General features: G+C 66.9%; 15 protein-coding genes and 1 pseudogene. 5 read left to right on the forward strand and 11 right to left on the reverse strand.

What is annotated here, in order from left to right; genetic code table 11:
* Nucleotides 1–12 precede the first annotated feature (12 nt).
* Nucleotides 13–777 (reverse strand): DUF899 domain-containing protein, encoded by a 765-nt coding sequence (locus tag DTA15_RS01950; RefSeq protein ID WP_006484794.1) that lies wholly within the window; start codon nucleotides 775–777, stop codon nucleotides 13–15.
* Between the two features lie 114 nt (nucleotides 778–891).
* Between DTA15_RS01950 and DTA15_RS01955 the strand changes: the two are divergent.
* From DTA15_RS01955 to DTA15_RS01965, 3 genes and pseudogenes are all read left to right on the forward strand, one after another.
* Nucleotides 892–2,110 (forward strand): annotated as a pseudogene (locus tag DTA15_RS01955) (helix-turn-helix domain-containing protein).
* Between the two features lie 31 nt (nucleotides 2,111–2,141).
* Nucleotides 2,142–2,828: a Vgb family protein gene (locus DTA15_RS01960; RefSeq protein ID WP_034178530.1), complete on the forward strand. Its 687-nt coding sequence runs from the start codon at nucleotides 2,142–2,144 to the stop codon at nucleotides 2,826–2,828.
* Between the two features lie 121 nt (nucleotides 2,829–2,949).
* On the forward strand, nucleotides 2,950–3,915 hold the full coding sequence (locus tag DTA15_RS01965; protein WP_006483819.1) for a DMT family transporter: 966 nt from the start codon (nucleotides 2,950–2,952) through the stop codon (nucleotides 3,913–3,915).
* A gap of 42 nt (nucleotides 3,916–3,957) precedes the next feature.
* Here the strand turns inward: DTA15_RS01965 and DTA15_RS01970 are convergent, their stop codons facing one another.
* Complete coding sequence (locus tag DTA15_RS01970; protein WP_006478513.1) at nucleotides 3,958–4,281, reverse strand: RnfH family protein; 324 nt, start codon at nucleotides 4,279–4,281, stop codon at nucleotides 3,958–3,960.
* A 4-nt stretch (nucleotides 4,282–4,285) separates the two neighbouring features.
* A complete protein-coding gene (locus DTA15_RS01975; RefSeq protein ID WP_006483809.1) occupies nucleotides 4,286–4,723 on the reverse strand; it encodes a type II toxin-antitoxin system RatA family toxin in 438 nt (145 codons plus the stop codon).
* Nucleotides 4,724–4,822: 99 nt separating this feature from the next.
* Here DTA15_RS01975 and smpB point away from each other — a divergent pair, with 99 nt between their 5' ends.
* On the forward strand, nucleotides 4,823–5,269 hold the full coding sequence (gene smpB / locus DTA15_RS01980; RefSeq protein ID WP_006478511.1) for an SsrA-binding protein SmpB: 447 nt from the start codon (nucleotides 4,823–4,825) through the stop codon (nucleotides 5,267–5,269).
* Between the two features lie 152 nt (nucleotides 5,270–5,421).
* Here smpB and DTA15_RS01985 read toward each other — a convergent pair whose 3' ends face one another.
* From DTA15_RS01985 to ppsA, 3 genes are all read right to left on the reverse strand, one after another.
* Nucleotides 5,422–6,357 (reverse strand): SPFH domain-containing protein, encoded by a 936-nt coding sequence (locus tag DTA15_RS01985; RefSeq protein ID WP_006483815.1) that lies wholly within the window; start codon nucleotides 6,355–6,357, stop codon nucleotides 5,422–5,424.
* A 33-nt stretch (nucleotides 6,358–6,390) separates the two neighbouring features.
* Nucleotides 6,391–6,825 carry an NfeD family protein gene (locus tag DTA15_RS01990; protein ID WP_034178529.1) on the reverse strand — a complete coding sequence of 145 codons (435 nt, stop codon included), beginning with the start codon at nucleotides 6,823–6,825 and terminating at the stop codon, nucleotides 6,391–6,393.
* A 210-nt stretch (nucleotides 6,826–7,035) separates the two neighbouring features.
* Complete coding sequence (ppsA, locus tag DTA15_RS01995) at nucleotides 7,036–9,438, reverse strand: phosphoenolpyruvate synthase (RefSeq protein ID WP_006483823.1); 2,403 nt, start codon at nucleotides 9,436–9,438, stop codon at nucleotides 7,036–7,038.
* Between the two features lie 375 nt (nucleotides 9,439–9,813).
* On the opposite strand from ppsA, the gene ppsR reads away from it, so the two are divergent.
* Nucleotides 9,814–10,629 carry a posphoenolpyruvate synthetase regulatory kinase/phosphorylase PpsR gene (gene ppsR / locus DTA15_RS02005; protein ID WP_006483812.1) on the forward strand — a complete coding sequence of 272 codons (816 nt, stop codon included), beginning with the start codon at nucleotides 9,814–9,816 and terminating at the stop codon, nucleotides 10,627–10,629.
* A gap of 97 nt (nucleotides 10,630–10,726) precedes the next feature.
* Here ppsR and DTA15_RS02010 read toward each other — a convergent pair whose 3' ends face one another.
* From DTA15_RS02010 to fabZ, 5 genes are all read right to left on the reverse strand, one after another.
* On the reverse strand, nucleotides 10,727–11,509 hold the full coding sequence (locus DTA15_RS02010; protein ID WP_006483816.1) for a TrmH family RNA methyltransferase: 783 nt from the start codon (nucleotides 11,507–11,509) through the stop codon (nucleotides 10,727–10,729).
* Nucleotides 11,506–12,150, reverse strand: coding sequence for a ribonuclease HII (gene rnhB, locus DTA15_RS02015; RefSeq protein ID WP_006483830.1), 645 nt, complete (start codon nucleotides 12,148–12,150; stop codon nucleotides 11,506–11,508). Before rnhB ends, DTA15_RS02010 begins: the two co-directional genes overlap by 4 nt.
* Nucleotides 12,147–13,316 carry a lipid-A-disaccharide synthase gene (gene lpxB, locus DTA15_RS02020; protein ID WP_006483810.1) on the reverse strand — a complete coding sequence of 390 codons (1,170 nt, stop codon included), beginning with the start codon at nucleotides 13,314–13,316 and terminating at the stop codon, nucleotides 12,147–12,149. Before lpxB ends, rnhB begins: the two co-directional genes overlap by 4 nt.
* 3 nt (nucleotides 13,317–13,319) lie before the next feature.
* Nucleotides 13,320–14,108, reverse strand: a complete 789-nt coding sequence (gene lpxA / locus DTA15_RS02025) for an acyl-ACP--UDP-N-acetylglucosamine O-acyltransferase (protein ID WP_006483825.1) — start codon at nucleotides 14,106–14,108, stop codon at nucleotides 13,320–13,322.
* Between the two features lie 67 nt (nucleotides 14,109–14,175).
* Nucleotides 14,176–14,643, reverse strand: coding sequence for a 3-hydroxyacyl-ACP dehydratase FabZ (gene fabZ, locus DTA15_RS02030; protein ID WP_006483820.1), 468 nt, complete (start codon nucleotides 14,641–14,643; stop codon nucleotides 14,176–14,178).
* Nucleotides 14,644–14,757 lie beyond the last annotated feature (114 nt).

The raw sequence follows: 14,757 nt of genomic DNA on the forward strand, positions 1-14,757 counted from the left end.
TGGCCGGCCCGCTCAGCCGCGCGCGTACTCATCGTGACGACGCCACCACGGGCCGGCCTCGTTGCGTCCGCGCGGCGCGCGGTCGAGCCACTGGTACATCCCCCACAGCCCGTCGAGGCCGCGCGCGTAGGTCGAATACGTGTGATAGATCGCGCCATCCTCGCGCACGAACGCGCTCATCCCCGGCCGGTCGAGCGAATACGTGACCGCGTCGGTGCCGCACGTGGCCGCGAACTGCACGACGGGCGCCGGCGGCGGATCCATGTCCATCGCGTGACCGGCCCGCGCGTAGTTGTATTCGACGTCGCCCGCGCGCTGCTGCGTTTCGGTGAACGACACGTTGAAGTCGAAGTTGAAATCGCTGCCGACCGACGACGCCCACGGGAACGTCCACCCCATCCGCTGCCGGTACGCGAGCAGTTTCGCGAGCGGCGCGCGCGACACGGCCGCGAGCGTCACGTCGTGGTGCGCCAGATGCACGGCGAAGCCGTCGAAGCCGTCGGCGAGCGCCGAGCACGACGGGCAGCCGGCCTTGTAGTCGGGGCCGAACATGAAGTGATAGACCAGCAGTTGCGAACGGCCGCGAAACAGGTCGTCGAGCGTCGCCTGCCCTGCCTCGGTATCGAACCGGTAAGTCTTGTCGACGCGCACCCACGGCAGCGCCTGGCGCCGCCGCGCGAGTTCGTCGCTTTGCCGCGTCAGCGCCTTTTCCGCGTCGAGCAGCGCGCGGCGTTCGACCAGCCATTCGTCGCGGGTTCCGGTGAGATGGGTCGTCATTGCGGGTTCCTCCTTCCGATGGGTATCCGGGCACGGCGTACGGGGCCGTGTGCGTGGTGCTAGATTAGTGCCGGGCATCGGACCGGAGGGAGTGACAACTGTGTCGGGATTCGGATGGATTCGCTGATCACGGCGGCCGCGCGCGCGCTCGCGGCCGGTGACGCGCTCGGTGCGCTGAACCGCGTCGCGCTGCGCGACGATGCGCCGGCGCTCGCACTGCGCGGGATCGCGCTCGCGCAGCTCGGCGATTTCGAACGCGCGCGCGCTCGTCCGCGGCGCCGCGCGTGCGTTCGGTGCGAAGGAAGCGGTTGCACGGGCGCGCTGCGTCGTCGCGGAAGCCGACATCGCGCTCGCGTCGCGCGACCTGCGCTGGCCGACGCGTGCGCTCGAGGCGGCCTGCGCGACGCTCGACGCACACGGCGACCGCGCGAACGCCGCGCATGCCCGCTATCTCGGGGTACGCCGGTTGCTGCTGATCGGCCATCTGGACGAGGCCGAGCAGCTGCTGGCGCATCTCGATCCCGCACCGCTGCCGCCCGCGTCGCGCGCCGCCCATGAATTGATCGCGGCCGGCATCGCGATGCGCCGCATCCGCACGCACGCAGCCCGTGCGGCGCTTGCCCGTGCCCGCGCGGCCGCCCGCGCCGCCGGCATTGCCGCGCTGACGGCCGAGGTCGACACCGCGGCGCGCGTGCTCGACGCACCGGCCGCCCGGCTCATCGCACGCGGCACGTCGCGGCTCGTGCCGCTCGACGAAGTGGAGACGCTGTTCGAATCGAATGCGCTCGTCGTCGACGCGTGCCGCCACACGGTGCGCGATGCGCGCACGACCGTGTCGCTCGCGCGCCGCCCGGTGCTGTTCGTGCTCGCCCGTGCGCTCGGCGAGGCGTGGCCGGCCGACGTGTCGAGAAACGCGCTCGTCGCCGCCGCGTTCCGCGCGAAACAGGCGGACGAATCGCATCGCGCGCGGCTGCGCGTCGAGATCGGCCGGCTGCGGGCGGTGCTGCGCCCGCTCGCGAACGTCGTCGCGACGCCGCGCGGCTTCGCGCTCGAACCGCTCGGCGTGCGCGAAACCGTCGTCCTCGCGCGCCCGGTCGACGATCGCCATGCGGCCGTGCTCGCGCTCCTCGCCGACGGCGAAGCGTGGTCGAGTTCCGCGCTGGCGCTTGCGCTCGGCGCCAGCCAGCGCACGGTGCAGCGCGCGCTCGATTCGCTCGCGGAAACCGGCAAGGTCCAGGCGCTCGGCCGCGCACGCGCGCGCCGCTGGCTGACGCCGCCGCTGCCCGGATTCGCGACGACCTTGTTACTCCCGGTTGCGCTGCCGGGAGATTAGGATGGCCGCATCGAACGACGAGGTGACGAACATGAAACGCTCCACTGCAGACATCCTTCACGAGTACGGTCCGTTTCCGGGCGTCGACGGCGTGCACGGCGTCACGTTCGACGGGCAGCACGTGTGGTACGCGTCCGGCGACAAGCTGAACGCGCTCGACCCCGAGCGCGGCACGACGGTCCGTTCGCTCGACGTCGCCGCGCACGCGGGCACCGCGTTCGACGGTCGCCACCTGTTCCAGATCGTCGAGGACCGCATCGAGAAGATCGACCCCGAATCGGGTCGCGTGCTCGCGACGATCCCGGCGCCCGGCGGCGGCGCCGATTCGGGGCTCGCGTGGGCGGAAGGCACGCTGTGGGTCGGCCAGTACCGCGAACGCAAGATTCATCAGGTGGATCCGCAATCGGGCGCCGTGCTGCGCACGATCGAATCGAACCGCTTCGTCACCGGCGTGACGTGGGTCGACGGCGAGCTGTGGCATGGCACGTGGGAAGGCGACCAGAGCGACCTGCGGCGCATCGACCCGCGCACGGGCCAGGTGCTCGAGCAGATCGACATGCCGGCCGGCGTCGGCGTCTCGGGGCTCGAATCCGACGGTCACGACCGCTTCTACTGCGGCGGCGGCAACAGCGGCAAGCTGCGCGCCGTGCGCCGCCCGGCGCGCACGCATGCCGACGGCGACGGCACGGCGGCGACACCCGATCCGGCAGACGGCTGATCCACCGCGCGCCCACGCTGCCAGGACGCGCCGCCCTGCGCCGAGTGCAGGAATGAACAAGACGCCGCCGCGACGGCATCGCTAAGATGCGCGCACGTCAATCATTTGTTCGGAGCGGTCGATGCAGCGCGGCGTGGTGTACGGTGTCCTGGCAGGCGCCCTGTGGGGCATGGTGTTTCTCGTGCCGCGGCTGCTGACCGATTTTTCGCCGCTGCTGCTGAGCGCCGGCCGCTATACGATGTACGGACTCGTGTCGCTCGCGGCCGCGTTGCCGGCCGCCCGCTCGCTGCTCGCGCGGCTGACCCGCGAGGATCTCGTCGCACTGGTGAAGCTCGCCGTCGTCGGCAACGTCGCGTATTACATGCTGCTGTCCGGCGCCGTGCACCTGATCGGCATCGCGCCCAGCTCCCTGATCGTCGGCGTACTGCCCGTGACCGTCACGCTCGCGGGCCTCGGCGACCACGGCGCCGTGCCGCTGCGGCGGCTCGCCGCCCCGCTCGCGCTGGTGATCGCGGGCATCGTCTGCATCAACGTCGACCTGTTCACGTCCGAAGCCGCGCACGCCACGACGCTCGCCCAGAAGCTCGCGGGCATCGCCTGCGCGGCGGGCGCGCTCGCGAGCTGGACCTGGTATGCGGTGGCGAACGCGCGCTACCTGCAGCGCCATCATCGCTTCGGCGGCAACGAATGGTCGGTGCTGTGGGGTGTCGTGACGGGTTTGATCGGCGGGCTCTGCTGGCTCGCGATCCTCGCAGTGCCCGCCGGCACGGTGCAGGCGGCCGTCCCGGCATCGCGCTGGCAATTGTTCTGGCTGCTGAATCTCGTGCTCGCGATCGGCGCGTCGTGGCTCGGCAACGGGCTGTGGAATGCCGCGTCGAAGCGGCTGCCGCTCACGCTGTCGGGCCAGTTGATCGTGTTCGAAACCGTGTTCGCGATGCTGTACGCGTTCGTGTACGACCAGCGGATGCCGCACGCGCTCGAGATCGCCGCGCTCGTACTGCTGCTCGCCGGCGTGTACGGCTCGGTGCGACGGCACGGCGACACGCCGGGCAGCGCATCGACAAATGCAAACGCCGCGGCGCACTGAGCGCCGCGGCGTTTGATCAGACCAATCCGAGCGAACCGCGCGTCAGCGCGCGTCCTTGTGCATCCACTTGCGGCCCTCGATCGAGCCGGCGCGGCGGGATTTGTCGACGCGCCGCTGGCGCGCGAGCTTCGGATCGACGATCAGCGGGCGGTAGATCTCGACGCGATCGTGATCGACGAGCGGCGCATCGAGCGGCGCGAGCTTGCCGTAGACACCCGTCTTCGCGTGCGCGAGATCGATCTCCGGATGCAGCGCGAGCACGCCGCTCGCATCGATGGCCGAGCGCACGGTCGCCCCTTCGGGCAGCGACAGCGGAATCAGTGTCTGGCGGTCCGGCAGTGCGTAGCAGACTTCGATCGACAGCATCGCGTCACCCCTTCCCGTAGCGTTGATCGGCGCGCTTCACGAACGAATCGACGAACGTGTTCGCGATGTGGCTGAACACCGGCCCGATGATCTTCTCGAGCAGGATGCTCGAAAACTCGTAGTGCAGCGCGAATTCGATCTTGCACGCATCGGCACGCAGCGGGATGAAGCGCCATGAACCCGTGAACTTCTTGAACGGCCCGTCCGCGAACTCCATGTCGATCCGGGTCGGACGCTGCTGCGTGTTGCGCGTCGCGAAATGCTGCTTGATGCCCTTGAAGTTGATGTCGATGCGCGCTTCCATCCCGCTCTCGTCCTGACGGCGAATCTCGACACCGCCGCACCAGGGCAGGAAATTGGGGTAGTCGGCCACGTCGGTGACGAGGTCGAACATCTGTTCCGCCGAGTGGCGGATCAATACGGTTTTCTGGACATCTGCCATAAATCGCGCGGCATCGCTTAAAGTGGGAACGCCAAGCCGGGCGATTCCCGCCCTGCTTTGCTAAAATCGTGATTTTAAACGAGTTGGCCCGATCCTTTCATGAGCATCATCGACAACAGGAAAGCGCACTTCGATTATCACATCGAGGAACGCTACGAGGCGGGGCTCGTGCTGGAGGGCTGGGAAGTCAAGGCGCTGCGCGCCGGGCGCGGCCAGATCAAGGAGGGCTACGTCGTGGTGAAGAACGCCGAGATCTTCCTGATCGGTACCCATATCAGCCCGCTGCCCGAAGCCTCCACGCACATCAAGCCCGACCCGGTGCGCACGCGCAAGCTGCTGCTGCACCGCGAGGAAATCAAGAAGCTGATCGGCAAGGTCGAGCAGCGCGGCTACACGCTCGTGCCGCTGAACTTCCACTACAAGGGCGGCCGCGTGAAGTGCGACATCGCGCTCGCGAAGGGCAAGAAGCTGCACGACAAGCGTGAAACCGAGAAGAAACGCGACTGGGAACGCGAGAAGGCACGCATCATGCGCGCCGGCACCTGACACACCCCGCGCGCATCGCAAACGACACGGCCCGCTCGAAGCGGGCCGTGTTGCTTTGAACTGCCTGAATCGCGCGGCGGGTCGCCCGGCTGCGCGACGATTCGCCGCACGACGATGCGTGCGCGGCAACCGCGCGCGCATCGATTTCGGGCTCAGCCCTTCGCGACCGACGCCGCGCCCGCGCTCTTGACGATCGTCAGCGCCGACGAAATTGCGGTGCCGAGATCCGACAGGTTCGACGGCACGATCAGCGTGTTGCCCTGCTTCGCGAGATTCGAGAACGCGCCGACATACTGCTCGGCGACCTTCAGGTTCACCGCATCCATCCCGCCTTGCGACTGGATCGCGCTCGCGATCTTCTGGATCGCCTGCGCGTTCGCCTCGGCCACCGCCAGAATCGCGGCGGCTTCGCCCTGCGCCTGATTGATCGCGGCCTGCCGCTCGCCTTCCGACTTCTGGATCGCGGCTTCGCGCGCACCCGACGCGAGGTTGATCTGCTCCTGCTTGCGACCTTCGGATGCGGCGATCAGCGCGCGCTTTTCGCGCTCCGCGGTGATCTGCGCCTGCATCGCGTGCAGGATCTCCTTCGGCGGCGTCAGGTCCTTGATCTCGTAGCGCAGCACTTTCACGCCCCAGTTCGCCGCGGCCTGGTCGAGCGCCGACACGATGTTGTGGTTGATGAAATCGCGTTCCTCGAACGTCTTGTCGAGTTCGAGCTTGCCGACCACCGAGCGCAACGTCGTTTGCGCGAGCTGCGTGATCGCCAGCACGAAGTTGCTCGATCCATACGATGCCTTCATCGGATCGGTCACCTGGAAGTACAGCACGCCGTCCACCTGCAACTGCGTGTTGTCGCGCGTGATGCAGACCTGGCTCGGCACGTCGAGCGGAATTTCCTTCAGCACGTGCCGGTACGCGATGCGATCGACGAACGGCAGCACGATATTGAGGCCGGGCGACAACGTCGCGTGGTAGCGCCCGAAGCGCTCGAGCACCCATGCATGCTGCTGCGGCACGATCTTCACCGTCTTCGACACGATCACGATCGCGATGACGAGCAGGACAACCCAGATGATCAGCGAATCCATGAAATATTCCCTCCTTGTTGTATCAGCGGACGATCAGCCCGCGGGTTTCGCCACGACCACGAGGCAATTGCCGCGCACGGCGCTCACCTGGTACACGTGCACATCGTCGCGCTCGCCGGCCGCGAGTTCGACGTCCCAGTCGGCGCCGCGATACTGCACGCGTGCGCGGCCGTCACGCCACGCGTCGACCGTGACGGTCGAGCCGATATCGAGATTGACGTCGGGATTCGTCGACGTGTCGCGCTTCTGCTTGCGACCGAGCCCCGAGCGGCGCAGCACGATCATCGCGACGATCGCGACCGCGGCCGCCGCGCCGAACTGCACGTGCGGCGCGAAACCGGCCAGTTGCAACAGCCCGCCGGCGAGAAAGCCGAGCGCGATCATCAGCAGATAGAACGTACCGGTCAGCAATTCGGCCACGACCAGCACGCCGCCCCCGACCCACCAGAACAGATGCCCCGACATCATTGTGGTCTCCAGAAAAACGTCCCCGATGCTCACTATATTCGTTGCGCTCGCAGCTGTGCGAAGCGGTCGGCACGCTTGGGACAGCCCGGCGAGTACCGACGAAAAAAAACACCCCGGTGCTTACCGGGGTGTTTATAGCACGAACCTTGCATTTTGCCTTCAACGAAAGTGCGGCGGACCGCCCTTTCGCCGAAGTTGCATCACGAATCGTTACTTGCGGTTGGCGGCGAGCGCCTGCCACGTATCGATGATCGTGTCGGGGTTCAGCGAGATCGACACGATGCCTTCGTCCGTCAGCCATTGCGCGAAGTCCGGGTGATCGGACGGGCCCTGGCCGCAGATCCCGACGTACTTGCCCATCTTGCGGCAGGTATCGATCGCCCGCTTCAGCAGGAACTTGACGGCCGGGTCGCGTTCGTCGAAGTCGACGGCCAGCAGCTCCATGCCCGAATCGCGGTCGAGGCCCAGCGTGAGCTGCGTGAGGTCGTTCGAGCCGATCGAGAAACCGTCGAAGTGTTGCAGGAACTCCTCGGCGAGGATCGCGTTGGTCGGGACTTCGCACATCATCACGAGGCGCAGGCCGTTTTCGCCGCGCTTCAGGCCGAACTTCTCGAGCAGGCCGACGACGCGCTCCGCCTGCTTCACGGTCCGCACGAACGGCACCATGATCTCGACGTTGGTCAGGCCCATCTCGTCACGCACGCGCTTCAGTGCACGGCATTCCATCTCGAACGCCTGCGCGAAGTCCTCGGCGATGTAGCGCGACGCGCCGCGGAAGCCCAGCATCGGGTTTTCCTCGTCCGGCTCGTAACGCGAACCGCCGATCAGCTTCTTGTACTCGTTCGACTTGAAGTCGGACAGACGCACGATCACGGGCTTCGGATAGAACGCCGCCGCGATCGTCGCGACGCCTTCCGTCAGCTTGTCGACGTAGAACTGGCGCGGCGACGCGTGACCGCGCGCAACGCTCTCGACCGCCTTCTTCAGGTCCTGGTCGATGTTCGGGTACTCGAGGATCGCCTTCGGGTGCACGCCGATGTTGTTGTTGATGATGAACTCGAGACGCGCGAGGCCAACACCACCGTTCGGCAGTTGCGAGAAGTCGAACGCGAGCTGCGGGTTGCCGACGTTCATCATGATCTTGACCGGGATTTCCGGCAGTTCGCCGCGCTGCACTTCCGTGACTTCCGTCTCGAGCAGCCCGTCGTAGATCTTGCCTTCGTCGCCTTCCGCGCACGACACGGTGACGAGCGCGCCGTCCTTCAGGATGTCGGTCGCATCGCCGCAGCCGACGACGGCCGGCACGCCGAGTTCACGCGCGATGATCGCCGCGTGGCAGGTGCGGCCGCCACGGTTCGTGACGATCGCCGCCGCACGCTTCATCACCGGCTCCCAGTTCGGGTCGGTCATGTCGGCCACCAGCACGTCGCCCGGCTGCACGCGTTCCATTTCCGACGGGTCCTGGATCACGCGCACGGGGCCCGCGCCGATCTTCTGGCCGATCGCGCGACCCGTCGCGAGCACCTGCGACTGGCCCTTCAGCTTGAAGCGCTGCTCGGCCTTGCCGGTTGCCTGGCTCTTCACCGTTTCCGGACGCGCCTGCAGGATGAAGATCTTGCCGTCGCGGCCGTCCTTGCCCCACTCGATGTCCATCGGACGCTGGTAGTGCTTCTCGATGATGACCGCGTACTTCGCCAGCTCGATCACGTCTTCATCCGTGATCGAGTAGCGGTTGCGCTGCTCGTGCGGCACGTCGACCGTCTTCACGCGGCCCGGTTCGCCCGGCTGCGTGAATTCCATCTTGATCAGCTTCGAGCCGATCGAGCGGCGGATGATCGGGTACTTGTCCTGCGCGAGCGTCGTCTTGAACACGTAGAACTCGTCCGGGTTCACCGCGCCCTGCACGACGGTTTCGCCCAGGCCGTAGCTCGACGTGATGAACACGGCGTCCTTGAAACCCGATTCGGTATCGATCGTGAACATCACGCCGGCGGCGCCGACGTCCGAGCGGACCATGCGCTGCACGCCGGCCGACAGCGCGACTTCGGCGTGCGTGAAGCCCTTGTGCACGCGATACGAGATCGCGCGGTCGTTGTACAGCGACGCGAACACGTGCTTCATGCGGTCGAGCACGTCCTCGATGCCGACGACGTTCAGGTACGACTCCTGCTGGCCGGCGAACGATGCGTCGGGCAGGTCTTCCGCGGTCGCGGACGAGCGCACGGCGAACGACAGCTCGCTCGGCGAGCCGTTCTTCAGCACTTCGAACTGCGCGCGGATTTCCTGCTCGAGGCGCGGCTGCAGCGGTGCGTCGACGATCCACTTGCGGATTTCGGCGCCGGCTTCGGCGAGCGCCTTCACGTCGTCGATGTCGAGCGACTCGAGACGCTTGGCGATGCGATCGGTGAGGTCGTTGTGCTTGAGGAAATCGCGGAACGCGAGCGCGGTCGTGGCGAAACCGGTGGGTACGCGAACGCCTGCTTCGGAAAGCTGGCTGATCATCTCGCCGAGCGACGCATTCTTGCCGCCCACGATCTCCACATCGGTCATCCGCAACTGCTCGAACGGAATTACATACGCCTGGTCCTTTGCGACGTTTGCTGCGTTAGTCATACAAGCCCCTAAGTGTGAAAAAAATGCTCGATCGCGCAAGTGGGCTCGAACGCGGGCGCTTGCAAAAAGGCGCGGCGCGTCTTGCGCAACCTGTTAGATAAACACTCGCAGCGGCGAAAATCTTTCGACCCGATTTGCAAAAATCCCGGCAGAAGGGCGATATTTGCAGACAAATCGCCAGACTTGCCGGGAATTCTGGAATCGCGCGGCCCAGCCACGGGCGCCGTTCGCGCCCCGCCCCCGCAATTGCTTATCCAACAGGTTGCCGCTATTCTACCGTGCCGGCTGCCGGATGTGGCGCGACCTTGTCACTGGGTCTGGAGGCGAACCTCCAGCCGCCCGCGCAACCGCCCTTCACGCTCGACGCCCAGATTCATGCTGCCTACCGTATTCATCGTCTCCGACGGCACCGGGATCACTGCCGAAACCTTCGCGCATTCGATCCTCTCCCAGTTCGACCAGAAATTCCGCCTCGTGCGCGTGCCGTTCGTCGACTCGCTCGACAAGGCCTATGCGACCGTCGAGAAGATCAACGAGGCCGCCGTGCACGACGGCCGTCGCGCGATCGTATTCACGACGCTCGTCGACAGCGAGTCGAACGACATCGTCAAACGCTCGAACGCGCTCGTGCTCGACATGTTCCAGCGCTTCGTCGAACCGCTCGAGCAGGAACTGGAGCTCAAGTCGAGCCATGCAATGGGCCGCGGCCACCAGAACGCGGACACCGAGGAATACAAGACGCGGATCGAGGCGATCAATTTCTCGCTCGCGCACGACGACGGCCAGTCGAACCGCAACCTGTCGGAAGCCGACGTGATCCTCGTCGGCGTGTCGCGCAGCGGCAAGACGCCGACGAGCCTGTACCTCGCGATGCAGTACGGCGTGAAGGCGGCCAACTATCCGCTGATTCCGGAAGATTTCGAGCGCGGCAAGCTGCCGTCGGCGCTGTCGCCGTACAGCGAGAAGCTGTTCGGGCTGTCGATCGACCCGCAGCGCCTGTCGGAGATCCGCAACGAGCGCCGGCCAGGCAGCAAGTACGCGGCGCCCGAGAACTGCCGCTATGAGATCAACGAGGCCGAAGCGATGATGCGTCGCGAAGGGATCAAGTGGCTGTCGTCCACGCACAAGTCGATCGAGGAAATCGCGACGACGATCCTGCAGGAAATCCGTCTCGACCGGCAGTCGTACTGAGCGTCGGTGCGCTGGCGGCCGTCTGGCCGCCGCCCAAAGCAAAAAGGCCGCGTTGAACGCGGCCTTTTTCGTATTACGGCACCTGCCGCATGCGGCGTCACGCCGGCCGCTGCTGCCGCACCTGCTCGAACAGACACACCGCTGCTGCCGCGGCAACGTTCAGCGACTCCATTCCGCCCGGCTGCGGAATCGTCACGCGATGCGTGGCCGCATCGCACCAGAAGGCTGACACGCCGGCGCCTTCGTTGCCGAACACCCATGCGACGGGCGCCGACAGGTCGCAGTCGTAGACGGCCTGCGCGCCGTGCGAGTCGGTCAGCGCAATCGGTACGGCGAGGCGTCCGGAGAGCTCGCCGGCATCGACGTCTTCATGGATCGACAGCAGGAAATGCGCGCCCATGCCCGAGCGCAGCACCTTCGACGACCACGCGTAGGCCGTCCCCGGCGCGCAGAAAACGTGACGCACGCCGGCCGCCGCCGCACTGCGCAGGATCGAGCCGACATTGCCGGCGTCCTGCACGCCGTCGAGCACGACCGACGTCTCCGTCACGCGCGCGGGCAGCGGGTGCGCCGGCCGATCGACCAGCAGCAGGAAGCCGACGCCGTTGACGACGTTCGACAACTGTCCGAACAACGCGTCCGGCAGCGTGACGATCCGCTGCGCGTCGATACGCGCGACGATCGCCTGCGCCTCGGCATGGCCAAGCGCACCTTCGGTCGTGACGCACAGCTCGGGCGTCGCGCCCGTGTCGAGATACGCGCTCGCGAGATGGAAACCTTCGAGCAGCGCCTGGCCGCTGCGGCGCTGCTGGGGCGTCGAACCCGCGAGCGCCTTCAGGCGCTTGTACAGCGGGTTGTCGCGGGAAGTGATGCTTTTCATCGAATCAGATCAAGCGCCGCACGAACCGGCGCGAACGAGCGCCGGTGCGCTTCGCACGGGCCATGTTCGCGCAATGCGGCGAGGTGTTTCGCGGTGCCGTAGCCCGCATGCACGTTGAAGCCGTACACCGGGAAACGTTCGTGCAGGTCGACCAGCATGCGATCGCGCGTGACTTTCGCGAGGATCGAGGCGGCCGAGATGCTCGGCACGAGCGCGTCGCCGCTGACGATCGCCTCGGCACGCACGCTCAGCGTCGGGCAGCGGTTGCCGTCGATCTGCGCGAGCGTCGGCAGCACCGACAGCCCTTCCACGGCCCGCTTCATCGCGAGCATCGTCGCGTGCAGGATGTTCAGCGTATCGATCTCGTCGACGCTCGCCGACGCGACGCAATACGCGTGCGAACGCGCGACGATCAGGTCGTACAGCAGGTCGCGCTTCTTCGCGGAGAGCACCTTCGAATCGTCGAGCCCGTCGATCGGCCGCGCCGGATCGAGGATCACCGCGGCGGCCACCACCGGCCCTGCGAGCGGGCCGCGGCCCGCTTCGTCGACGCCGCACACGATCTCGTCCGGGCGGCTGAAATCGAAACCGCCCTGCCCGTCGCTCGGCGCGCGGCGGCGCGGTGCACGGACGGCGGTCATGCGCGCCCCTTGCGTTGCTCGAGCACGCGCACGACGGCCTCGGCCGCCTTCGCGGCCGTGTTCTGCCGCAGCGAAAGATGCATTTCGGTAAACACTTCGGTCAGCGTACGGCGATTCGCGTCGTCGCGCAGCTGCGTGAGCGTCGCATCGGCGAGCGCCTCGGGCGTCGCGAAATGCTGCAGCAGCTCGGGCACGACGAAGCGCCCCGCCAGGATGTTCGGCAAGCCGACATACGGCAGGTAGCCCTGCCGGCGCATGATCTGCCCGGTCAGCCAGGGCACCTTGTACGAGATCACCATCGGCTTCTTCAGCAGCGCGGCTTCCAGCGTGACGGTGCCACTCTTCACGAGGATCGCGTCGGCGGCCGTCATCGCGACCTGTGAGCGGCCGTCGGTGATCGTCAATGCGAGTTGCGGATGGGCGTCGACGAGCGGCTGCAGCAGCTCGCGCAGCGCGGGCGTCGCCGCCGGCATCACGAACCGCACGCCGGGCTCGCGCTGCTGCATCAGCGCCATCGCCGCGAAGAACGTCGGGCCGATCAGCGCGATCTCCGAGCGCCGGCTGCCCGGCAGCACCGCGATCACGGGGCCGTCGGCCGGCAGACCCAGCGCGATGCGCGCGCCGTGCGTGTCGGGTTCGAGCGGGATGTCGTCGGCCAGCGGGTGGCCGACGTAGGTCGAGGCGACGCCGGCCTTGTCGAGAATCGCCGGTTCGAACGGAAACAGGCACAGCATGTGATCGACGGACTTCGCGATCTTCTTGATCCGGCCGCCGCGCCACGCCCAGATCGACGGGCACACGAAGTGGATCGACGGGATGCCCGCGTCGCGCGCGGCCTGTTCGACGCTGAAGTTGAAATCGGGGGCGTCGACGCCGATGAACGCGTCCGGCCGCTCGGCGAGCAGCTGGCGCTTGAGTTCGCCGCGAATCCGCAGGATCTCGGGAATCTGGCCCAGCGCCTCGACATAGCCGCGCACGGTCAGCTTGTCCATCTGCCAGTGCGAGTCGAAGCCCTGCGCGATCATGCGCTGCCCGCCGATCCCGTAATACTGGGCCGATTCGGGCAGCCGCTCGCGCAGCCCGCCGAGCAGCGACGCCGCGAGCAGGTCGCCCGACGGCTCGCCAGCCACCATCGCGAGCCGGAGCTGATTAGTCGGGAGCGGCATCGCTTAGCGGATGATGCCGCGTTGCGACGCGTCGATGAACTCGACGAGCGCCTTCACCGGTGCATCGCCGTCGCCGCCCGCTCCCGCGAGCTCGCGCAGTTGCACCTTCGCCTCCTCGAGCGACAGGCCGTTCTTGTACAGCACGCGGTACGCGCTGCGCAGCGCCGAGATCGCATCGGCCGAGAAGCCGCGCCGGCGCAGCCCTTCGACGTTGATCCCGTGCGGCTCGGCCTTGTTGCCCGCCGCGATCACGAACGGCGGGATGTCCTGCACGAGCGCCGACGCGCCGCCCAGCATCGAGTGCGCGCCAATGCGCACGAACTGGTGCACGCCCGACATCCCGCCGATGATCGCGAAGTCGCCGATCTCGACGTGACCGGCCATCTGCGCGTTGCTCGACAGGATCACGTTGTTGCCGACGCGGCAGTCATGGCCGATGTGCACGTAGGCCATGATCCAGTTGTCGTCGCCGAGCGTCGTCACGCCGACGTCCTGCACGGTGCCCGTGTGGATCGTCGTGAATTCGCGGATCGTGTTGCGGTTGCCGATCACGAGCTTCGTCGGCTCGTCCTTGTACTTCATGTCCTGCGGACGGCCGCCGACCGACGCGTAGTGGCCGATGCGGTTGTCCTCGCCGAGCGTCGTATGGCCTTCGATCACGCTGTGCGAGCCGATCGTCGTGCGCGCGCCGATCGTGACGTGCGGGCCGACGATCGCGTACGGGCCGATCTCGACCGATTCGTCGATCTGCGCGCCCGGCTCGACGATCGCGGTAGGATGAATCCTGGTCATGCGCCGTTGCCTCTCGATATGATGTGTCGCGTTGCTCGCGTTACGTTATCCATGCGTGCCGCGTCGCTCAGGGCGCCGCGTCGGCCGTCTTGACCGTGCACATCAGTTCGGCTTCCGCCGCCACCTTGCCGCCCACTTCCGCCACCGCCTTGAACTTCCAGATGCCGCGGATGTAGCGCTCGAACGTCACGTTCAGAATCAGCTGGTCGCCCGGTTCGACCACGCGCTTGAAGCGCGCGCCGTCGATCCCGACGAAGTAATACAGCGTGTTCTCCGGATCCTTCGGCTGCTCTTCCGCGAACGTCAGCAGCGCCGCGGCCTGCGCGAGCGCCTCGAGGATCAGCACGCCCGGCATCACCGGCCGCTTCGGGAAATGCCCCTGGAAGAACGGCTCGTTGATCGACACGTTCTTCAGCGCTTTGATCCCTTTGTGCGGTTCGAGTTCGAGCACGCGATCGACGAGCAGAATCGGGTAGCGATGCGGCAGCAGCGTGAGGATCTTGTGGATGTCGAGGTTGATTTTTTCAGTGCTCATGATGGTTCGTCTCACGCAGAGGCTGCGCGGTGGTGATGCAAAGGCTGAAGCGGGCCGCCGCGCGGCCCAGTCTGGCAAACCGGGCCGGTTGCGCTGGCCGTGCCCGGTTCGTGG

It is taken from the genome of Burkholderia cenocepacia (genome assembly GCF_900446215.1).
GTDB classification, from domain to species: Bacteria; Pseudomonadota; Gammaproteobacteria; order Burkholderiales; family Burkholderiaceae; genus Burkholderia; species Burkholderia cenocepacia.